Annotated in this window: 18 protein-coding genes; 13 read left to right on the forward strand and 5 right to left on the reverse strand. The window is 64.0% G+C overall.

What is annotated here, in order from left to right:
• Nucleotides 1-13: 13 nt before the first annotated feature.
• The 3 genes from LBW87_RS13725 (at nucleotide 14) to LBW87_RS13735 (ending at nucleotide 3,676) form a co-directional block, all read left to right on the forward strand.
• Nucleotides 14-1,171 (forward strand): PhoH family protein, encoded by a 1,158-nt coding sequence (locus LBW87_RS13725; RefSeq protein ID WP_225202050.1) that lies wholly within the window; start codon nucleotides 14-16, stop codon nucleotides 1,169-1,171.
• A complete protein-coding gene (gene ybeY / locus LBW87_RS13730; protein ID WP_225202051.1) occupies nucleotides 1,155-1,613 on the forward strand; it encodes an rRNA maturation RNase YbeY in 459 nt (152 codons plus the stop codon). Before LBW87_RS13725 ends, ybeY begins: the two co-directional genes overlap by 17 nt.
• Before the next feature lie 413 nt (nucleotides 1,614-2,026).
• Complete coding sequence (locus LBW87_RS13735) at nucleotides 2,027-3,676, forward strand: methyl-accepting chemotaxis protein (protein WP_225202052.1); 1,650 nt, start codon at nucleotides 2,027-2,029, stop codon at nucleotides 3,674-3,676.
• Here LBW87_RS13735 and LBW87_RS13740 read toward each other — a convergent pair.
• Complete coding sequence (locus tag LBW87_RS13740) at nucleotides 3,667-3,819, reverse strand: hypothetical protein (RefSeq protein ID WP_225202053.1); 153 nt, start codon at nucleotides 3,817-3,819, stop codon at nucleotides 3,667-3,669. The genes LBW87_RS13735 and LBW87_RS13740 overlap by 10 nt on opposite strands.
• A gap of 123 nt (nucleotides 3,820-3,942) precedes the next feature.
• Between LBW87_RS13740 and LBW87_RS13745 the strand changes: the two genes are divergently transcribed.
• From LBW87_RS13745 to LBW87_RS13775, 7 genes are all read left to right on the forward strand, one after another.
• Complete coding sequence (locus LBW87_RS13745; RefSeq protein ID WP_225202054.1) at nucleotides 3,943-4,824, forward strand: HlyC/CorC family transporter; 882 nt, start codon at nucleotides 3,943-3,945, stop codon at nucleotides 4,822-4,824.
• A gap of 22 nt (nucleotides 4,825-4,846) precedes the next feature.
• On the forward strand, nucleotides 4,847-6,433 hold the full coding sequence (gene lnt / locus LBW87_RS13750; RefSeq protein WP_225202055.1) for an apolipoprotein N-acyltransferase: 1,587 nt from the start codon (nucleotides 4,847-4,849) through the stop codon (nucleotides 6,431-6,433).
• A gap of 91 nt (nucleotides 6,434-6,524) precedes the next feature.
• Entirely contained in the window at nucleotides 6,525-7,448 is a 924-nt protein-coding gene (glyQ, locus tag LBW87_RS13755; protein ID WP_225202056.1) for a glycine--tRNA ligase subunit alpha, read from the forward strand.
• Between the two features lie 64 nt (nucleotides 7,449-7,512).
• The gene (gene glyS / locus LBW87_RS13760; protein ID WP_225202057.1) at nucleotides 7,513-9,633 is read left to right on the forward strand and encodes a glycine--tRNA ligase subunit beta; all 2,121 of its coding nucleotides are present in this window, start codon (nucleotides 7,513-7,515) and stop codon (nucleotides 9,631-9,633) included.
• A 64-nt stretch (nucleotides 9,634-9,697) separates the two neighbouring features.
• On the forward strand, nucleotides 9,698-10,255 hold the full coding sequence (gmhB, locus tag LBW87_RS13765) for a D-glycero-beta-D-manno-heptose 1,7-bisphosphate 7-phosphatase (RefSeq protein ID WP_225202058.1): 558 nt from the start codon (nucleotides 9,698-9,700) through the stop codon (nucleotides 10,253-10,255).
• 26 nt (nucleotides 10,256-10,281) lie between these two features.
• Complete coding sequence (locus LBW87_RS13770; protein ID WP_225202059.1) at nucleotides 10,282-11,085, forward strand: lysophospholipid acyltransferase family protein; 804 nt, start codon at nucleotides 10,282-10,284, stop codon at nucleotides 11,083-11,085.
• A 30-nt stretch (nucleotides 11,086-11,115) separates the two neighbouring features.
• Entirely contained in the window at nucleotides 11,116-12,063 is a 948-nt protein-coding gene (locus tag LBW87_RS13775) for a SprT family zinc-dependent metalloprotease (RefSeq protein ID WP_225202060.1), read from the forward strand.
• A 13-nt stretch (nucleotides 12,064-12,076) separates the two neighbouring features.
• Here the strand turns inward: LBW87_RS13775 and LBW87_RS13780 are convergent, their stop codons facing one another.
• Nucleotides 12,077-13,075, reverse strand: a complete 999-nt coding sequence (locus LBW87_RS13780) for a helix-turn-helix domain-containing protein (RefSeq protein ID WP_225202061.1) — start codon at nucleotides 13,073-13,075, stop codon at nucleotides 12,077-12,079.
• Between the two features lie 214 nt (nucleotides 13,076-13,289).
• On the opposite strand from LBW87_RS13780, the gene LBW87_RS13785 reads away from it, so the two are divergent.
• From LBW87_RS13785 to LBW87_RS13795, 3 genes are read left to right on the forward strand one after another with little or no spacing between them, the layout of a single operon-like run.
• Nucleotides 13,290-14,312 carry a carbon-nitrogen hydrolase family protein gene (locus LBW87_RS13785; RefSeq protein ID WP_225202062.1) on the forward strand — a complete coding sequence of 341 codons (1,023 nt, stop codon included), beginning with the start codon at nucleotides 13,290-13,292 and terminating at the stop codon, nucleotides 14,310-14,312.
• A 10-nt stretch (nucleotides 14,313-14,322) separates the two neighbouring features.
• Nucleotides 14,323-15,384 carry a phenylacetaldoxime dehydratase family protein gene (locus tag LBW87_RS13790; protein ID WP_225202063.1) on the forward strand — a complete coding sequence of 354 codons (1,062 nt, stop codon included), beginning with the start codon at nucleotides 14,323-14,325 and terminating at the stop codon, nucleotides 15,382-15,384.
• Nucleotides 15,385-15,397: 13 nt separating this feature from the next.
• Nucleotides 15,398-16,303, forward strand: coding sequence for a transporter (locus LBW87_RS13795; RefSeq protein WP_225202064.1), 906 nt, complete (start codon nucleotides 15,398-15,400; stop codon nucleotides 16,301-16,303).
• Between the two features lie 188 nt (nucleotides 16,304-16,491).
• Here LBW87_RS13795 and LBW87_RS13800 read toward each other — a convergent pair whose 3' ends face one another.
• Genes LBW87_RS13800 through LBW87_RS13810 form a run of 3 tightly spaced genes read right to left on the reverse strand, consistent with a single transcriptional unit; the run spans nucleotide 16,492 to nucleotide 20,136 of the window.
• The gene (locus LBW87_RS13800) at nucleotides 16,492-17,286 is read right to left on the reverse strand and encodes an ABC transporter ATP-binding protein (RefSeq protein ID WP_225202065.1); all 795 of its coding nucleotides are present in this window, start codon (nucleotides 17,284-17,286) and stop codon (nucleotides 16,492-16,494) included.
• A complete protein-coding gene (locus LBW87_RS13805) occupies nucleotides 17,283-19,073 on the reverse strand; it encodes an ABC transporter permease subunit (RefSeq protein ID WP_225202066.1) in 1,791 nt (596 codons plus the stop codon). The genes LBW87_RS13800 and LBW87_RS13805 overlap by 4 nt, the downstream gene beginning before the upstream one ends.
• A gap of 10 nt (nucleotides 19,074-19,083) precedes the next feature.
• Nucleotides 19,084-20,136, reverse strand: a complete 1,053-nt coding sequence (locus tag LBW87_RS13810; RefSeq protein ID WP_225202067.1) for a branched-chain amino acid ABC transporter permease — start codon at nucleotides 20,134-20,136, stop codon at nucleotides 19,084-19,086.
• Between the last annotated feature and the right edge of the window lie 83 nt (nucleotides 20,137-20,219).

Genomic DNA, 20,219 nt, shown 5'->3' on the forward strand with positions numbered 1-20,219 from the left:
TTGCGGACTCTCATTGAAAAAAATACCAAACCAGCCGCACCATTTCATCCCGCAGCCACTGGACAACCGGCGCCTGGCCAACCTGTGCGGCGCGCTCGATGAAAATCTGCGCCAGATTTCGGCCGCGCTCGATGTCACCATCTTCCGGCGCGGCGACCGCTTCGTGGTCACCGGCACCAATGCGCAACGCGCAGTAGACGTTCTGGAGCGTTTCTACCAGCGTGCCGAGCGCGTCGTGGCGGTGGAAGACATCCAGCTGGCGCTGGTCGAGCAGCGCGCCCATGCCGCCGCCGACGAGGAAGCCGGCTTCGCGCCAGCAGCGGCCACCGGGGCTCGCGCGCGCCGCGCCAGCGCCGCCAGGAAAACCGAACCCGCACCTGACGCCGACGCAGCCGACGACAACGACAAGACCATCGCCGACAGCCCCGTGCTCAAGACCCGCAAGCATGACCTGCGCGGCCGCACGCCGCACCAGTCGCAGTATCTCAATGCCATTCTCGAACACGACATCACCTTCGGCGTCGGCCCGGCCGGCACTGGCAAGACGTATCTGGCAGTGGCCTGCGCGGTCGATGCGCTGGAGCGCGACAGCGTCCAGCGCATCGTGCTGACCCGTCCGGCGGTGGAAGCCGGCGAACGCCTGGGCTTCCTGCCGGGCGACCTGGCGCAGAAGGTCGATCCCTATCTGCGACCGCTCTACGATGCGCTGTACGATCTGCTGGGTTTTGATCGGACCCAGAAACTGTTCGAAAAGCAGGCCATCGAGATCGCACCGCTGGCCTACATGCGCGGCCGCACCCTGAACCATGCCTTCATCATTCTTGACGAGGCCCAGAACACCACGGCCGAGCAGATGAAGATGTTCTTGACCCGCATCGGTTTCGGCAGCAAGGCCGTGATCACCGGCGACGTCACCCAGATCGACCTGCACCAGGGCCAGCGCAGCGGCTTGATCGATGCCTTGTCGGTGCTGCAGGACGTGCGTGGCATCGCCTTCTCGCGCTTTTCCAGCGCCGATGTGGTGCGCCATCCGCTGGTGGCGCGCATCGTCGACGCCTATGACGGCGCCAACAATCCTGCGCCCAAGCCCGATACCGCCCGCAACACCGCGCGCGCGGCCACCAACCTGTTGACCAAATCAGCCAAACCCCGCAATGTCCGCAAAACCTAAGCTCGCCCTGTCGGTGCAATATGCCGATGCCAGCCTGAAAGACACCATCACCCGTCCCCTGCTGCGCCGCTGGGTGCAGGCGGCCTTGTTTGCGCCGGCCGAGCTGACGCTGCGCTTCGTCGATGCCGAAGAGGGGCGCACGCTCAACCGTGACTATCGTGGCAAGGATTACGCCACCAACGTGCTGACCTTCGCCTACACCGAGGACGAGGACAGCGAAGTGACCCAGGCCGACATCATCTTTTGCACTGAAGTACTGTTCAGGGAAGCGGCCGAGCAGAAGAAGACGGTGATCGAACATACCGCCCACCTGGTGGTGCATGGCGTGCTGCATGCGCAGGGCTACGATCACGAGGACGACGAAGAAGCCACCGAGATGGAAACCATCGAGACCGAACTGCTGGCCACGCTGGGTTTTTCCGATCCTTACGCTCAGCGCTGATATTGGCGTGCATCAATAGGGAAAAAGACAACAAGGCAAAAGACGCTGGGTCCTGACTTTCGTCAGGACGACGGAGATAAATAACTCGACTTGACCTTTATATGGTCTCCGTCGTACCGGCGAAGGCCGGTACCCAGCGCCGTTGGTTGCGCCCCGGCATCCCCGCAACAGCGGGAAATCAGTATCGAGAATTTACAGAGCGCCCCTATAGGAAACGGGCAACATTGTCGCTCTGCCACCCCCTCCTGCATCGCTTTATCCCCCCACCGATAACGAAAGTCGCAAAGACATGTCGAGCTGACAAGCCTGTCAGGGTTTTCCTGTGCGCTGTCAGCTAAATTTCAGGAAAACCCTGATGGCTGGTGGGGGGGGCCGTGGACAACAATCGTTTCACCACTACTCGGGAGGATGTCATGAACAACTTCAAGATCGGCCAACGCCTTGGCCTCGGTTTCGCCGCATTGCTGATTCTGTTAGTCGCCATCGCCGGTTTCGGCCTGCGCCAGGTTTCCAAGCTCAACGATCGCATCGAGTTCCTGACCTCCGTCGACGAGGGCAAACTGCTGGCACTATCCAAGACCCAATTCGCCGTCGGCCTGCGCGCCATCGGCGCACGTAACCTGGTGCTGGTGTCCACCCCCGCCGACCAGAAGAACGACATCGCCCTGGTGACCTCGGCGCAGAAAGACATCGACACCGGCATCGCCCAGCTGGCCACGCTGATGCAGGCCGAAGGCACCTCGCAGGAAGAGCGCCAGATGCTCGACCAGCTGCGCTCGCTGGAAGCGACCTACCTGCCCATCGCCACCCGCATCGGCCAACTTGCCACCTCGCAACAGACCGAAGCCGCCAAGACTGCGCTGATCAACGACTGCATGCCGATCCTGCGCCAGGTTATCGCCCATATCGCCCGCTTCAATGACGTGCTGCGCGCCAATTCGACCGCCAACGTGGCCGCCGCCGACGAAGCCTACTCGCTGGCCAAGTGGACCATGCTGGCCACCAGCCTGATCGCCCTGCTGCTGGGTACCGCCATCGCCTGGCTGCTGACCCGCTCGATCTCGGTGCCGCTGCAACAAGCCGTGACCGTGGCCCAGAACGTCAGTGCCGGTGACCTCAGCAGCCGCATCGTGGTCAAGGGCCGCGACGAACTGGGCCAGTTGATGACCGCCTTGAAGGGCATGAACGACAGCCTGCAATCGATCGTCGGCGAAGTCCGCCACGGCACCGACACCATCGCTGTCGCCTCGGACGAAATCAAGCGCGGCAACATGGACCTGTCGGCCCGCACCGAACAACAGGCCGGTTCGCTCCAGGAAACCGCCTCGGCGATGGAAGAACTGACCGCCACCGTCAAGCAGAACGCCGAAAACGCCCAGCAAGCCAACCAGCTGGCAGCATCGGCATCGAAAGTGGCCGTCAAGGGCGGCGACGTGGTGCACCGCGTGATCGGCACCATGGATTCGATCAGCGAATCGTCGAAGAAGATCGTGGACATCATCAGCGTCATCGACGGCATCGCCTTCCAGACCAACATCCTGGCGCTGAACGCCGCAGTCGAAGCGGCCCGGGCCGGTGAACAAGGTCGCGGTTTCGCAGTGGTAGCGTCCGAAGTGCGCTCGCTGGCCCAGCGCTCGGCCACCGCCGCCAAGGAAATCAAGCAACTCATCGATGACTCGGTGACCAAGGTCGCCGCAGGTTCGGCCCTGGTCAACGAAGCCGGCGCCACCATGACCGAAGTGGTCGACAGCATCAAGAGCGTCACCACCATCATGCACGACATCAGCGCCGCCAGCGCCGAACAGACCATGGGTATCGAACAGATCAACCGCGCCATCACGATGATCGACGAAGCCACCCAGCAAAACGCCGCGCTGGTCGAAGAGGCCGCCGCTGCCGCCGCTTCGATGCAGGAGCAGACCAATAGCCTCTCGGGCCTGGTGTCGGTATTCAAGCTGGACGACAGCGTGCCCCTGCCAGCCGCTGCCAACGCTCCGATGGTGCACATCAACCCGGCGCCGGCCCTGGGCGGCCTGCGCACCGGCACACTGGGTTATGCCTGATGCACATCGGCAACAACGCGCAGTTGCAGTGACGGCAGGACCAGTTTTGCAGTGACATCCTTGAGGGTAGTTTTTTGCCGGCATCCGTGGATGCCGGCTTTTTTTTGTGGCGGCAATGGCGAACAAATACCCGTTTCCGGCATGCAACCACGTCCATTTCTACGCAAAATGCAAGCTCGACGGCAAGCGAGCGCTTAGTGGACATGTCACATAATTGTTGTATCCTATGGTCCTTAGCCACTACGACGGGTCAGCAACCCAGCCCTATGCAAGATCACTCTAGTAGCGTCAAATCCATTGACGCTAAACCCCACCGTTCGCTGTTTGAACGTCTCACCGCCCTCATCTCCCCCGAACCTGAAAACCGCGCAGAGCTGCTTGAAGTGCTGCACGACGCACACGAGCGCAACCTGATCGACGCCGACGCCCTGTCGATGATCGAAGGCGTGTTCCAGGTGTCCGACCTCGCCGCGCGCGACATCATGGTGCCGCGCTCGCAGATGGATACGATCGACATCGGCAAGCCCATCGAGACCTGGATGCCCGACGTGCTGTCGACTTCGCACTCGCGCTTTCCGGCGGTGGACGGTGAACGAGACAAGGTGGTCGGTATCTTGCTGGCCAAGGACTTGCTGCGCTACTACGCGGAAGAATCCTTCGATGTGCGCGACATGCTGCGTCCCGCCATCTTCATCCCCGAATCGAAACGCCTCAACGTGCTGCTGCGCGACTTCCGCGCCAACCGCAACCACATGGCCATCGTGGTCGATGAATACGGCGGCGTGGCCGGCCTGATCACCATCGAAGACGTGCTGGAGCAGATCGTCGGCGACATCGAGGACGAGTACGACTTCGACGAAGCCGAAGACAACGTGCTGGCGCTCAAGGACAGCCCGACCGGCCCGCGCTGGCGCGTCAAGGGCCTGACCGAGATATCGCAGTTCAACGACGAGATCGGTAGCCGTTTTTCGGACGAGGATGCCGACACCATCGGCGGCCTGGTCGCCAATCACGTCGGCCGTGTGCCACGCAAGGGCGACGAATTCGACATCGACGGCCTGCACTTCGAAGTGCTGCGCGCCGATGCCCGCCAGACCCACGTGCTGCTGGTCTCAACCATCCCTCCTGCGTCGATCGACGAAGAATGATCGCAACTGAAGCGGCGCTGGCGTGAACTCCCTGATCCCTAACAAATTGCCGGGTGCGCCTGCGCTGCTGGCGATCGCTGCCGGCGCGCTCAACGTGCTGGCGTTCGCCCCGTTCGGGCTATGGCCGCTGCAGATACTGGCGCTGGCGTGGCTGTTCCATGGCATCGTCGCCACGCCGCAAGCCGGCGCGCGGCGGCATTTCGTGCGGGCCTGGCTGTACGGCTTCGGCTGGTCGGCCGCCAGCGTGCACTGGCTCTATATCAGCATGCACGACTATGGCGGCATGCCGGGCTGGATGGCGGCGCTGGCCGTGGCGCTGCTGGCGCTCTATGTCGGCTTGTATGCCGGTGCGGCGGCGGCGCTGGCGGTCTGGTTGCGGGGTCGCTGGTCGTCTTCGCCGCGCATACTGGGCCTGTTGATCCTGCCGGCGCTGTGGGCCTTGTCGGAATGGCTGCGCGGCTGGATATTTACCGGCTTCCCCTGGCTGGTGTCGGGCTATGCGCATACCACCGGCCCGCTGGCCGGCTTTGCGCCGCTGGCGGGGGTGTATGGCGTGGGCTGGGTGGCAGCATTGATCGCCGGCGCGCTGGCGCTGCTATATCAGGCACTGCGCCGACGCGGCAACGTGGCCGGCGCCATGCGGCTGGGTCTGCCACTGGCGACGGTGCTGGTGATGCTGGCAGCAGGCCTGCTGCTGCGCACGGTGGCCTGGACCGCGCCGGCCGGCGCCCCTATTTCGGTGCGACTGCTGCAGGGCAATGTGCCGCAGGAAATGAAATTCTCCAATGAGGCGCTGGTGTCGACGCTGAGCATGTACGAGCAGATGATCAGTGCCGCCCCCGCCGACCTGATCGCCACGCCCGAGACCGCCATCCCGTTGTTGCCGCAGCAACTTCCGCCGGACTACCTGGAACGACTGGCGCGCTTCGTGCAGCACAGCGGCAGCCACCTGATGCTGGGCATCCCCTTGTCGGACAGCCCGCAGCAATATGCCAACGGCGTGCTCGGCTTCAGTCCCGACACCACCTCGGGCGGGATGCCTTATCGTTATGACAAGCATCACCTGGTGCCGTTTGGCGAATTCATTCCGCCCGGCTTTCGCTGGTTCGTCGACATGATGAGCATCCCGCTGGGCGACATGACCCGTGGCGGCCCGACCCAGGCGCCGCTGGCGGTCAAGGACCAATGGGTGCTGCCCAATATCTGCTACGAGGATCTGTTCGGCGAGGAAATCGCCGGCCAGTTGCGCAGCGCCTACCGCGAAGGCCGGCCCCAGGCCAGCATCCTGCTCAACCTGTCCAACATCGCCTGGTTCGGCGACTCGATCGCGCTACCGCAGCACCTGCAGATTTCGCAGATGCGCACGCTCGAGACCGGCCGGCCGATGCTGCGCGCCACCAACACCGGCGCCACTGCCGTGATCCTGCCCGGCAACGGCACGCCGCAGGAGCTGACACCCTTTACCCGCGGCGTGCTCAGCGCCAGCGTGCCCGGCTACAGCGGCCAGACGCCGTACATTCTGTTGGGCAATGCGCTGGTGGTCGGGCTGTCGTTACTGATGCTGCTGGTGGCCTGGGGCCGCAACAAGGCCGCAAGACTGCGTCACTGAACTCCTCGAAACCCGGATCAAGGGGCCCAAAAGGCGCTAAAATCCAGGGTTTTGGCAATTCCTCGCCGGCTTCTCTGGCAACCACTTCAAGATGCTGACATTTCAACAAATCATCCTCAAGCTGCAAGAATACTGGGACGCCCAAGGTTGCGCGCTGCTGCAACCCTACGACATGGAAGTCGGCGCCGGTACCTCGCATACCGCCACCTTCCTGCGCGCCATCGGCCCTGAGCCCTGGCGCGCCGCCTATGTGCAGCCCTCGCGCCGTCCCAAGGATGGCCGCTACGGCGAAAACCCGAACCGCATGCAGCACTACTATCAATACCAGGTGGTATTGAAGCCGGCCCCCGAAAACATCCTCGACCTGTACCTGGGATCGCTCTCGGCGCTGGGCCTGGACCTGAAGCAGAACGATGTGCGCTTCGTCGAGGACGACTGGGAAAACCCGACCCTGGGCGCCTGGGGCCTGGGCTGGGAAGTCTGGCTCAACGGCATGGAAGTGACCCAGTTCACCTACTTCCAGCAGGTCGGCGGCCTCGACTGCAAGCCGGTGCTGGGCGAGATCACCTACGGCATCGAACGCCTGGCGATGTATCTGCAGGGCGTCGAGAACGTGTACGACCTGGTGTGGACCGAGTGGGAAGAAAACGGCGTCACCAAGCGCCTGACCTACGGCGACGTGTTCCACCAGAACGAAGTCGAGCAGTCGACCTTCAACTTCGAATACTCCAATACCGAGTTCCTGTTCTCGTTGTTTACCAACTACGAGACCGAAGCCAAGCGCCTGATGGAAGTGCCGTTGGCGCTGCCGGCCTACGAACAGGTGCTCAAGGCGGCGCACACCTTCAACATGCTCGACGCGCGCGGCGCCATTTCGGTGACCGAGCGGGCCGCCTATATCGGCCGCATCCGCAACCTGTCGCGCGCCGTGGCGCAGGCCTATTTCGAATCGCGCGAGCGGCTCGGGTTCCCGATGCTGGGCACCGCCCCCGCCGCCACACAAGCCGCCGCTTGAGCCAGCGACAACCGAACAGCGCCCGCCTGGCGGGCACACCGTGCAAGACAGCAAGACAGACAACATGACCCAGACACTTCTCGTAGAACTCGTCACCGAAGAACTGCCACCCAAGGCCTTGGCCAAACTGGGTGACGCCTTCGCCGCCGGCATCTTCAACGGCCTCAAGGCACGCGGCTATCTGGACGCGCAAGCTGCCGCCACCGCCTACGCCACGCCGCGCCGGCTGGCCGTCTCCATCACCGGCGTGCACGCCGCCTCGCCCGACAAGTCCATCCGCGAAAAGGTGCTGCCGGTGTCGGTCGGCCTGGACGCCGAAGGCAAACCGTCGGCGCCATTGCTCAAGAAACTGACGGCACTGGCCACCCAGACCGGCGTCGCGTCGATCACGCCCGAGCAGCTGGAACGGGCCCAGGACGGCAAGGCCGAGAGCTTCTTCTTCACCTATACCGCCAAGGGTTCGCCGCTGGCGCAGGGCCTGCAGGCCGCGCTTGAGGATTCGCTCTCCAAGCTGCCGATCCCCAAGGTCATGAGCTACCAGCGCCAGTCCGGCCATGCGGCCGGACAGACCGTGCATTTCGTGCGTCCGGCGCACTACCTGGTGGCGCTGCTGGGCGAGCAGGTGGTGCCGCTGACCATCCTCGGTCTCGACGCCGGCCGCACGACGCTGGGTCATCGTTTCCTGTCGTCGGGCGCGTTGCAGATCGCCAGCCCCGACAGCTACGTGGCGACGCTGGCCGATCAGGGCCGCGTGATTGCCAGCTTTACCGAACGCCGCGAAAAGATCCGCAGCGCGCTGCAAGCACTTGCCGGCGCCGACCAGGTCCTGATGCCCGACAGCCTGCTCGACGAAGTCACGGCGCTGGTCGAATGGCCGGTGGTCTACGAATGCCGCTTCGAAGATGAATTCCTGTCGGTGCCGCAGGAATGCCTGATCCTGACCATGCAGACCAACCAGAAGTACTTCGCCCTGACCGACAGCAGTGGTCGTCTGCGTTCGCGCTTCCTGATCGTCTCGAACCTGGCCACCGACACGCCGCAGCACATCATCCAGGGTAACGAACGGGTGGTGCGCCCGCGCCTGTCGGACGCCAAGTTCTTCTTCGAGCAGGACAAGAAGAAAGCGCTGGCCGATCGCGTGCCGCTGCTGGCCAACGTGGTCTACCACAACAAGCTGGGCAACCAGCTGCAACGCACCGAACGCGTACGCGCGCTGGCCGGCGCCATCGCCAGCCAGTTGTCGGCCGACGTTGCCCTGGCCGAACGCGGCGCCCTGCTGGCCAAGGCCGACCTGCTGACCGACATGGTGGGCGAATTCCCTGAGCTGCAAGGCATCATGGGCACCTACTATGCGCGTCACGACGGCGAAGCCGACGAAGTGGCGCTGGCCGCCAGCGAGCATTACCAGCCGCGCTTTGCCGGCGATGCGCTGCCCGCCAGCACCACCGGCGCCATCGTGGCGCTGGCCGACAAGCTCGAGACACTGGTGGGAATCTGGGGCATCGGCCTGCAACCCACCGGCGACAAGGATCCGTTCGCGCTGCGCCGCCACGCACTGGGCGTGTTACGCATGCTGGTCGAAAAACGCCTGCCGCTGTCGCTGGCCAAGCTGCTCGATACCGCCGTGGCGCTGTTTGCCGGCAATGCCGCCTTCAAGGACCCGCGCGCCGAAGTGCAGGCCTTCCTGTACGACCGCCTGCGCGGCCTGCTGCGCGAGCGCGGCTTCGCCCAGAACGAAGTCGAGGCCGTGGTGGCGCAACAGCCCGACGTGCTCGACAACGTGGTCGAACGCCTGGACGCGGTCAAGGCGTTTGCCGCCCTGCCCGAAGCCGAAGCGCTGGCTGCGGCCAACAAGCGCATTACCAATATCCTGAAGAAGATCGAAGGCGTGGCCATCGACGGTCATGGCGCAGTGCGTCCGGAATTGCTGGCCGAGGCCGCCGAGCAAGGCCTGTACGCGGCCATGCAGGCGACTCGTCCGCAGGTGCAGACGGCCTACGCCAAGGGCGACTTTGCCGGCGCGCTGAAGGCGCTGGCGCAGTTGCGCCAGAACGTCGACGCCTTCTTCAACGACGTGATGGTCAACGCCGAAGACGAACAGCTGCGCCGCAACCGCCAGGCATTGCTGGCCGAACTGCACGGCATGCTCAACCAGGTCGCCGACATCTCCAAGCTGGCCGCCTGAGCGACCTGCAACTTGCGGCCGCCCCTGGCAACCGGGGCGGCCGGTTCAAAGGGAAGCCACTCGCATGAAACTGATCATTCTCGATCGCGACGGCGTGATCAACCAGGACTCCGACGCCTTCATCAAGTCGCCGGACGAATGGATTCCGATCAAGGGCTCGCTGGAAGCCATTGCCCGCCTCAACCAGGCCGGCTACCGGGTGGTGGTCGCTACCAACCAGTCGGGCGTGGCGCGCGGCCTGTTCGATATCAAGACCCTCAACGCTATCCACCAGAAGATGCACAATGCGGCCCAGCAGGTCGGCGCCGATATCGATGCCGTGTTCTTCTGCCCGCATTCGGCCGACGACAACTGCGATTGCCGCAAGCCCAAGCCGGGCATGTTCAACGAGATCGGCCGCCGCTTCGGCATCAGCCTGCGCGGTGGCGTGGTGACCGTTGGCGATTCGCTGCGCGACCTGCAGGCCGGCTTCGTGGCCGGCTGCGCGCCCTACCTGGTGCTGACCGGCAAGGGCGAGAAGACCGAAGCGAAGGGCGGCCTGCCGCCCGGCACGCTGGTCTACCCCAATCTGTCGGCGGTGGTCGACTTCATCCTGAAATCGCCGGTCGACGTCTCGGTCTGACCGGCACCCCTTCATGCCACTAGTGCATGGGAGACAATATCTTGCGTTTTACTCTGATCCTGCGTTCTGCCGTCTATCTGGTGATCATGGCCATCGCCACCGTGGTGTGGTCGTTCGCCTGCCTGCTGTCGGCGCCGCTGTCCTATCCCAAGCGTTACTGGTGGACCTCGCGCTGGAACGTCTTCGTGCTGTGGGCGCTGCGCGTCATCTGCGGCGTGCGCCACGAAGTACGCGGCATGGAAAACCTGCCCGACGCGCCGGCGGTGTTGCTGTCGAAGCATCAATCGGCATGGGAAACGATTTTCTACGTGATCCAGATGACGCGCCCGCTGGTGTTCGTGTTCAAGAAGGAACTGACCTACATTCCCTTTTTCGGCTGGGGCATTGCGTTGTTGCGCATGATCCCGATCGATCGCAAGAAAGGCCGTGACGCCTTCGCCCAGGTGCTCGAGCAAGGTCGCCAGCGCCTGGCCAGCGGCCAGTGGATCATGATGTTTCCCGAAGGCACCCGCACCCAGGTCGGCAGCCAGGGCAAGTACAAGGCCGGCGGTTCGCGCCTGGCGGTCGAGACCGGCACCCTGGTGGTGCCGATTGCGGTCAACTCCGGCGAGTGCTGGCCCAAGGGTTCGTTCGTCAAGAAACCGGGCACCATCATCGTGTCGATCGGCAAGCCGATCGCACCCGAAGGCATGACTGCTGCAGAGATGAACGAACGCGTCGAAAATTGGATAGAATCCGAGATGCGCGTGATTTCGCCGGCAGCCTATAAAAACAGCGCGCCCCGGCAAGCCGCCGCAGCCCCCGCTTCCCGCGATCCGGCACGGTCCTGAACTTCATGTGAGATAACCGCTGCGACTGCCTTGATACTGCTGCGCAAACCCAAAGCCAATCCCGACCAGCTGTCGCTGGACCTGTTCGCCATCGAGCCGGCCGCCCCAGCTGTCATCGTCCCCGACGCCGGTCCGGCCCTGCCGTCGCCGACCGAACAGACACCGCTCATCGTCACGCCCAATCCAGTGGTGCACGCCGCGCCGCTGCCGCCCAGCTTGCTGCCCGACACGGCGCCGTCGACCCGCCCGGCCGATGGCCGCCGCCGCATCGTCCTCGGCGAGCACACGCTCGACTATGCGTTGTTGCGTTCGAAGCGGCGCACCATCGGCTTCCTGGTCAGCGATGAAGGCTTGCGGGTGACCGCGCCGAAGTGGGTCACGCTGACCGAGATCGACAATGCGGTGCGCGAGAAGCAGCGCTGGATCCTGACCAAGCTCAATGAACGCCGCGAGCGTTCGGCACGCCGCTTGCAGCCGCAGATGCAATGGTGTGACGGCGCCACCCTGCCCTACCTGGGCGAAGACATCACGCTGCGCATTCGCAGCGGCCAGCGCGCCGCCGTGTTCCTCGATGAAGACACGCAGGAACTCAATGTCAGCCTGCCAACTGGTGCTGGCGAACAGCAATTGAAGGACCGCGTGCAAGGCTGGCTGCAGGCGCGCGCCGAAGAACTGTTCGGTCGTCGCCTGATCGTCTATGCCGAGAAACTGGGCGTGACCTATCGCTCGTTCGCCTTGTCGTCGGCGACCACCCAGTGGGGCTCATGCACGGCCGATGGTCGTATCCGCCTGAACTGGCGGCTGATGCATTTCACCCTGCCCCTGATCGACTATGTGATCGCCCACGAACTGGCGCACCTGCGCGAGATGAACCACGGTCCCCAGTTCTGGGCCACGGTGCAATCGATCTTTCCCGAGTTCGAGATGGCCAAGAAGGCCTTGCGCGACAGCGCACCGGAGACCCTGCCGATTTTCTAGGCGAAGGACACCATCAGCCATCCACCTGGCGCCGCAGCGCACGCGGCGTGGTGCCGAACTGCTTGCGAAAGGCGCGGCTGAAATGGGATGGATCGTTGAAGCCCCAGCGTAGCGCAATGTCATACGAGCGCAGCGCCTGCGGCGCCAGCAGTTCGGCTCGGCAACGTTCCAGCCGTCGCCGCCATACGTAACGCATCAGCGACGTCCCCTCCTCTTCGAACAATTGATTCACATAGCGCGGCGACAACCCGGCGCCGGCTGCCACCATGGTGCTATCCAGTTCACAGTCGCCAAGGTGCAATTCGATGAAGCGCTTTACCCGCGCCAGTGACTGGATGCGGTTGCCGACGACACACGACTCTGGCACGACCGCGCCATCAATGGCCAGCGCCAGCAGGTCGACGATCTGCCCCGACAGTTGCTCGTGGTGCTGCAACCCCAATTGCGATGCACTGCCCGCCACGCTGCGCACGAAACCCGATGCCAGCGCGCCGGCGCCCTGGCGGCCATCGATGACCCGGGCCGTGATGTGGCGCATGCGACCTACGCGCCCTTCCAGCGTCTGGCGCGGTATCTGCAGGATCAGCTTGCTGAAGTCTTCCGGAAAGATCAGGCGGTGCGGTCGCGCGCCGTCATAGATGGCCATGTCGCCGGCCAACAGCCGCGCCTCACGCCCGTCTTGCGCAATGAATTCGCTGCCCGCCAGCAACAGCACCGCAAAATAACAATCTTCGCTTTCGCTGCGGGCATCGCGCCCCACCCTGGTCACCGCCTGCGCCTTCGCGCTGACGCTGGTCAGGCGTAGCGCCGCATATTGGTGCGCCTGCATTTCTCCGAAGAAATCGGTGCCCAGGCGCGAGGCGATCTGCACTTCGGCAAAGCGTCGGCACACCATCTCGCGCCAGTAATCGACCCGCTCGTGCGGGCGCAGATGGCGGGTCGACAGATGCAGCTCGGCCGGCGCGGGCAGAGGCGCAGTTGCAAACGACGATGGCGATGAATCCTGAGGCATGACACGGTCTCCGACTGGCTGGAATGCTGCGTGTGACGCAATGGTCTGCATTGCAGTGTGCGCACATCACGCCGGCAATACAAGCAAGAAGCATGTCACGAATGTGGTTTTTGGGGCCGATCTCCGTTTCAGTCAAATCGGCCGCCGTCCTGGTCAAGACCGCGCCGGCGCGCATGCCGATACTGCAACGGCCCATCAACCACAGGAGCCATGCATGCAGCAATCCCCCTTGAAGGTGGCGGTCGTCCAGGCCGCCCCCGCCTTCCTCGATCTCGACGCCGGCATCGACAAGTCGATCGCACTGATCGCCCAGGCCGCGCACAGCGGCGCCAGGCTGATCGCGTTCCCCGAAACCTGGCTGCCCGGCTATCCGTTCTGGGTCTGGCTGGGCACGCCGGCCTGGAGCATCATGCGGGGCTTCGTCAATCGCTACTTCGATAACTCTCTGCAATACGACAGCCCGCAAGCCGATCGATTGCGACAGGCTGCGCGCCAGCACGGCATGCATGTGGTCATGGGCTTGTCGGAGCGGGCCGGCAGTTCACTTTATATCGGGCAATGGATCATCGGCCCGGACGGCGTCGACATCGCCCGTCGACGCAAGCTCAAGCCGACCCACGTCGAACGCACCGTGTTCGGTGACGGCGATGGCAGCGACCTGGCGGTGCATGACCTGCCGATCGGCCGGGTCGGCGCGCTGTGCTGCTGGGAACATCTGCAACCGCTGTCGAAGTACGCCATGTATGCGCAGAACGAACAGGTCCACGTGGCGGCCTGGCCCAGCTTTTCGCTGTACCAGCCGCTGGCGCATGCGCTCGGACCCGAGGTCAATAACGCCGCCAGCCGGCTCTATGCAGTCGAGGGTTCGTGCTTTGTGCTGGCGCCCTGCGCGACCGTGACGCCAGCCATGATCGAGCTGCTGTGCGACAGCGACGACAAGCGCCAACTGCTGGGCGCCGGTGGCGGCCACAGCGTCATCTATGGCCCCGACGGCGCGTCATTGTGCGCCACGCTGGCGCCGGATGAAGAAGGCCTGCTGCTGGCCGAACTCGACTTCAACGCCATCACCGTGGCCAAGTCGGTGGCCGACCCGGCCGGACATTACGCGCGCCCCGACGTCACCCGATTGTTGCTCAACCGCAGCCGCGCCCGTCCGGTGGAATACGTACTGCCGCCATGCGAACAGCTGGAGCCGGGCGCTGACCCGAGCGACGCCGCCGCCACCGATACCCCCTGAGGAGAATTCCATGGAATCCGCCATCGCCGCTCACCTGCAATGCCCGCGCAGCCAGCCCAGCCGGGTCGATGCAGCCTATGAACCTTCCTATCCATGCTGGACCGCGCGCGCCGACCCCGCCGTGGGCCAGGTCGTGATGGGCTACTTCGGCGTGCAGTCGCGCGGCCCGGCCGCGCACGGCATCGCCTGTCGCGCATTGATGCAGATCGTCGCCGGTTTTGCGGCAGCCGACGGTCCCGACCACCACGACCTGACGCACTATGTCGATGCCGCCGGCTACGACAACATGATCGCCATCGCCTACTGGCGCTCGCCGGCCGCATTTGCGCGCTGGCGCGACAGCGCCGCTGTCGCCGGCTGGTGGGACGACCCGGCGCGCCTGCAGGACGGCATCGGTTACTTCCGCGAAGTCCTCAGCCCGCGCACCGAGCATTTCGAAACCATGTTCAACACGCCAGACAATCCCGAAGGCATCGGCCGGGTAATGGATGGCATGAGCACGCCCTTTCGCGAGCATGGCTACTGGGGCTCGATGCGCGAACGCATACCGCTGGCGCAGACCGATTCGCTGGCGCCGGCAGGGCAATTGCAGGGCCGTGCCGATGCCGCGCAACCGGGGCGAATCCGCCTCGCCGGCCATACCAATGTGGCGGTGATCCGTTCCGGCCAGCAATGGAGCAGCACCACCGGACGCGAGCGCGAACTGTATCTGCAGGAGATGGAACCGGTGCTGGCGCGCGGCATGCAATTCCTGCGCGACCACGGGCGCGATATCGGCTGCTACAGCAACCGCTACATGCACCACGTCGACGCCAGCGGCCAGCGCCAGGAAAAAAGCTTCGGCCTCAGTTTCTGGCGTTCGCTGGGCGACATGGAGCAATGGGCCGAATCACATCCCACGCATGTCGAAATCTTCGGCACCTTCCTGCGCATGGTGCAGGCGCTCGACTTCCAGCTGGCGCTGAGCGTGTATCACGAAGTGAGCGTGCTCAGGCCCGACGAGCAGGATTACGAATACATCAACTGCCATCCAGGCACTGGCCTGTTGCCAGCCGCCACACAACATCGATAACCAGGGAGAGAACATGCAACACCCATCATCACGTCATCCATTGCGTCGTTTCGGCGCCCGCGTCCCGGCCGCCCTGCTGATCTGGGCGCTGGCACGTTCGGCCAGCGCGCTCGAAGTCACCGCGGGCGACTATGAAGCTTTTCCGGCCGGCAGCAACATCGCCATGATGTATCTCCAGTATGCGCAGCGCAGCGACTCCTTCGCCAATGGCAACAAGCTGTCCTCGAACTTCGACATGAACTCCAGCGTGGCGCTGGCGCGTTTCATCCATGTGGTCAAGCTGAGCGACAACGCAGTGCTCGATCCGCAGTTCATCCTGCCTTTCGGCCAGCTGCGCACCGGCGGCGACGCCAGCGTGTTAGGTAACGCCAGCGGCACGGGCGACCTCATCGTGGGGGCGCCGGTCAAGTATGTGCTCGACCAGAATACCCGCGACGTCATCAGCATCGGGCCTTACCTGTACCTGCCCACCGGCAGCTACGACAGCAACAAGTTGCTCAACCTGGGGGAAAATCGCTGGAAGGCATTAGTGCAGCTGGCGTATATCCGCCACTTCAACGCGCAATGGGCACTCGATCTGGTGGGTGACGTGACCGTCCATGGCGACAACACCAACTACACCCCGGCGCACGCGACATTGAAGCAAGCGGCGCGCTACGAAGTGCAGGCGCACCTGCGCTACAACCTGTCGCAGGCCACGGCCCTGTCGGCGGGCGTGGGGAGCATTCATGGCGGCCAGACCAAGGTCAACGGGGTTGACCAGAACGACCGCATCAACACGCAATACGCGCGCCTGACCGTAACCAGCTTCATCACGCCGACAGTGCAATGGCAGGTGCAATACGGACGCGACTTGTCGGTGGAGAATGGACTGAAGGAAAAGAACCGGATCAACCTGCGACTGGCCAAGTTGTTTTGATGAAGGTGGGGACGCTATCTCTGTTGCACGACGCTGGGTTCCTGCCTTCGCAGGAACGACGGGTTGGTGATAACTCCATCTCCGTCGTCCCGGCGTAGGCCGGGACCCAGTGACTTAGGCGGCGCACCTGCCGTCGGTGGAAAGACGCTGGGTCCTGACTTTCGTCAGGACGACGGTGGATGACGGAGTTACTTGCGCGCCAACCCCAGATAACTTTCGACGATCTGCTTGTCGGCGGCCAGCGCATCGGCCGGTCCTTCCTTGACCAGCTCGCCCATCTCCAGCACATAACCGTAATCGGCCACCTGCAAGGCCGCACGCGCATTCTGTTCGACCAGCAAGGTGGCCACGCCGGTGTCGCGCAGTGCGCTGATGATGCCCAGGATTTCCTTGGTGATCAGCGGCGCCAGTCCCAGGCTCGGCTCGTCCAGCATCAGCACTTGCGGCTTGGCCATCAACGCACGACCCACCGCCAGCATCTGGCGCTCGCCACCCGATAAAGTGCCGGCTTCCTGCTTGCGCCTTTCCTTCAGGCGCGGAAACAGCGAGAAGACCGAATCGAGCTGGTCCAGATAGTCGCGCTCCCGGTTGCGATGCCGTTTGTAGGCGCCCAGTTGCAGGTTGTCCTCGACACTCATGGTGGCGAACAACTCGCGCTTCTCGGGCACCAGCGACAGACCGCGCGCCACCCTTTCCTCGACCTCCAGGCTGGACAGGTCATGCCCCTGGTAGAGCACCCGTCCACTGGCCGTTCCATTGACCGGCAAGGCGCCCATGATGGCGTTGAGCAGGGTCGACTTGCCGGCGCCATTGGGACCGATCACGGTCACGATCTGGCCGGCGCGCAACTTCAGCGCGGCGCCGTGCAAGGCCTCGACCTTGCCATAGCGGGCCGACAATCCGTTCACTTCCAGCACCACCGGTGCGGCCGGCGCTGCGGCAGCGACTTCGGCGTGGGCGATCATGGTTTCGGCATTCATCATTGCGCTCCTCCAAGATAGGCTTCCAGGACGGCCGGATGCACCTGGATCTGGGCCGGGGTTCCTTCGGCGATCTTGGTGCCGAATTCCATGACCACGATGTGATCGGTCAATTGCATCACGAAGTCCATGTCGTGCTCCACCAGCAGCACCGCCATGCCCTCGCCGCGCAACTTGGCCAGCAGCGCCGAGAGCGCCTGCTTTTCTTTCAGGCGTAGACCCGCGGCAGGTTCGTCCAGCAGCAGCAAGGCCGGATCGCAGCACAATGCGCGCGCAATCTCCAGGATCCGTTGCTGCCCCAGCGCCAGGCTGCCTGCCTGGCGATACAGCATGTCGCCCAGGCCCACCCGTTCGAGCTGGCGGCGCGCCTCGGCCAGAATCTTGGCTTCTTCGCGACGATTGGCGCGCAGGATGCCGGCCAGGATACCGCCCTGGGGCGCGAAGTCACCGCGCCGGAAGGCGCCCATGGCAGCGTTCTCCAGCACCGTCATGCCGGGCACCAGGCGCACGTGCTGGAAGGTGCGCGCAATGCCACGACTGGCGATCTCGCGTGACGACAGGCCGGCAATCGATTTGCCGCGATAGTCGACCTTGCCGCTGGTGATCGACAATACGCCCGTCACCAGGTTGAAGGTGGTCGACTTGCCGGCGCCGTTGGGGCCGATCAGGCCGACGATCTCACCGGCCTTGACCGAAAAACTGACGTCATTGACCGCCACCAGTCCGCCGAACTGCTTGCGGGCCGCCTCTACCTCAAGGATGACTTCGCCACCGGCCGGCTTGGCCGATTGCGCCAGCGCCGGCGCATCGTCCGGCGCCCGGACCGGCGAGCGGTTGCCCAGGCGCGCCTGGATGAACGGCCACAAGCCCTCGTTGGCGTATTGCAGGAAGATCACCAGCGCAATGCCGAACACGATGGCTTCGAAGTTGCCGCCCGTGCCCAGTACGCCCGGCAGCCACTCCTGCAGGAAGTTGCCCAGCAAGGTGATCAAGCCGGCGCCCAGCAACGCGCCCCATACGTAACCGGCGCCGCCCACCACCACCATCAGCAGATAATCGATGCCGTACTTGAGGCCGAACGGGGTCGGGTTCACCGCGTGCTGCAAATGGGCGTACAACCAGCCGGAGATACCGGCCAGGATGGCGGCATAGACGAAGATGACGATCTTCATGCGCGCGGTATTGACGCCCATCGCTTCCGGCATCACCTGGCCGAACTTGAGCGCACGCACTGCCCGCCCGGCGCGTGAATTGAGAAAGTTCTGCACCGACAGCAGCGCCAGGATGGCGACGATCCAGATCAGCACGTACATCGAAGGACCATTCGAAAATTCGAAGCTGCCCAGCGAGATCGAGGGAATGCCACCCAGCCCGTCATGCTTGCCCAGCGACTCCAGGTTGCCGAACAGGTAATACAGCGACAGGCCCCAGGCGATCGTGGACAACGGCAGATAATGGCCCGAGATGCGCATGGTGACGGCGCCAATCAGCAAGGCCGAAACGCCGGTGATGGCGATACCGGCCAGCAGGCCGATCCAGGGCGACACCGCGTACTGCGTGGTGAGATAAGCGGTGGTGTAGGCGCCGATACCGACGAAGGCGGCCTGCCCGAACGAGGTCAGGCCGGCGACGCCGGTCAGCAGCACCAGGCCCAGCGCCACGATGCTGTACAGACCAACGTAGGAAAGCAGCGTGATCCAGAAGGGCGGCACGCCCAGTTGCGGCAACAGCAGCACGACGGCGAAGAAGACCAGCGGGATGGCGGCACGCCAGGATGATGGAAATGACATGGCGGCTCCCTCAGGCTTCTTCATCGACATGGTTGCTGGTGAGCGAACGCCACAGCAACACCGGGATGATCACGGTAAACACGATGAGCTCCTTGAACGAACTGGCCCAGAACGACGAAAAGCTCTCGACCAGGCCGACCGACAATGCCCCAAGCGCGGCAATCGGGTAACTGGCCAGTCCACCGAAGATGGCGGCCACGAAACCCTTGAGCGCAATCAAGAAGCCGGACTCGTAGTTGACGATGGTGAACGGTGCGATCAGGATCCCGCACAACGCGCCGATGCCGGCGGCCATGGTGAACGACAGCTTGCCGGCCTGGTTGATGCCCACGCCCACCAGCCGCGCGCCCAGGCGGTTGACGGCGGTGGCGCGCAAGGCCTTGCCCGACAGCGTGCGCCCGAAATAGAAATAGATGGCCGTGATCAGCGCGGCTACGGTGACCACCACGATCACGCTCTGGCCCGACACCATGCTCTCGCCCAGGTTGAATTGCAGGTCGGTGAACGGCTTGGTGTTGGAGCCTTCGGGTCCGAACATGAACAGGCCCAGCCCGACCATCGCCAGGTGCACCCCGAGCGAGGCAATGAGCAACACCAGGATGCTGGCATGCGCCAGCGGCTGATAAGCGACGCGGTAGATCATCGGGCCCATCGGCACCACAATGGCCAGCGTCAATCCGATCTGCGCCAGCATCGGCAAGTCTTGCAGCGCGACCGTGCGCGTGAGCGCATACACGGCCAGCGGAAACACCAGGTACTTGCCCAGCAATAGCGGCAGCCGCGCCGGCAGTCGCGTGCGGCGTTCGGCCACCCGCAGGTTGTCGATCAGTTCGACCGCCAGGGCCACCAGGCCCAGCGCCACCAGCAGCAGCGCCGTCAACGGCGCCTGGCCGGCCTGCATCGCCGCCAGCGTCAGCGCGCCGAAGGCCACGAACTCGCCTTGCGGCAAGAAGATGACCCGGGTCACCGAAAATACCAATACCAATGCCAGCGACAGCAGGGCATAGATCGCGCCCGTCGTGATGCCGTCCTGGATCAGCACCGTCATGATGCTTGCGTCCACTTCTTCCTCCCGGTTTTGCCATCATGGCGGCGTCGATTTCCCGCGACGCCGCCATGGGGTATGACTGCAGATTGCCCTCGACT

This window comes from Herbaspirillum sp. alder98, assembly GCF_020179755.1.
Lineage (GTDB): Bacteria > Pseudomonadota > Gammaproteobacteria > Burkholderiales > Burkholderiaceae_D > Herbaspirillum.

What these genes read in the sequence shown, in the direction of transcription:
- ybeY (WP_225202051.1), top strand. Translation starts at nt 1,155, where the DNA reads ATGTCCGCAAAACCTAAGCTCGCCCTGTCGGTGCAATATGCCGATGCC.
- LBW87_RS13735 (WP_225202052.1), top strand. Translation starts at nt 2,027, where the DNA reads ATGAACAACTTCAAGATCGGCCAACGCCTTGGCCTCGGTTTCGCCGCA.
- LBW87_RS13740 (WP_225202053.1), bottom strand. Translation starts at nt 3,819, where the DNA reads ATGCCGGAAACGGGTATTTGTTCGCCATTGCCGCCACAAAAAAAAGCC.
- LBW87_RS13745 (WP_225202054.1), top strand. Translation starts at nt 3,943, where the DNA reads ATGCAAGATCACTCTAGTAGCGTCAAATCCATTGACGCTAAACCCCAC.
- glyQ (WP_225202056.1), top strand. Translation starts at nt 6,525, where the DNA reads ATGCTGACATTTCAACAAATCATCCTCAAGCTGCAAGAATACTGGGAC.
- glyS (WP_225202057.1), top strand. Translation starts at nt 7,513, where the DNA reads ATGACCCAGACACTTCTCGTAGAACTCGTCACCGAAGAACTGCCACCC.
- gmhB (WP_225202058.1), top strand. Translation starts at nt 9,698, where the DNA reads ATGAAACTGATCATTCTCGATCGCGACGGCGTGATCAACCAGGACTCC.
- LBW87_RS13770 (WP_225202059.1), top strand. Translation starts at nt 10,282, where the DNA reads ATGGGAGACAATATCTTGCGTTTTACTCTGATCCTGCGTTCTGCCGTC.
- LBW87_RS13780 (WP_225202061.1), bottom strand. Translation starts at nt 13,075, where the DNA reads ATGCCTCAGGATTCATCGCCATCGTCGTTTGCAACTGCGCCTCTGCCC.
- LBW87_RS13785 (WP_225202062.1), top strand. Translation starts at nt 13,290, where the DNA reads ATGCAGCAATCCCCCTTGAAGGTGGCGGTCGTCCAGGCCGCCCCCGCC.
- LBW87_RS13790 (WP_225202063.1), top strand. Translation starts at nt 14,323, where the DNA reads ATGGAATCCGCCATCGCCGCTCACCTGCAATGCCCGCGCAGCCAGCCC.
- LBW87_RS13795 (WP_225202064.1), top strand. Translation starts at nt 15,398, where the DNA reads ATGCAACACCCATCATCACGTCATCCATTGCGTCGTTTCGGCGCCCGC.
- LBW87_RS13800 (WP_225202065.1), bottom strand. Translation starts at nt 17,286, where the DNA reads ATGATGAATGCCGAAACCATGATCGCCCACGCCGAAGTCGCTGCCGCA.
- LBW87_RS13805 (WP_225202066.1), bottom strand. Translation starts at nt 19,073, where the DNA reads ATGTCATTTCCATCATCCTGGCGTGCCGCCATCCCGCTGGTCTTCTTC.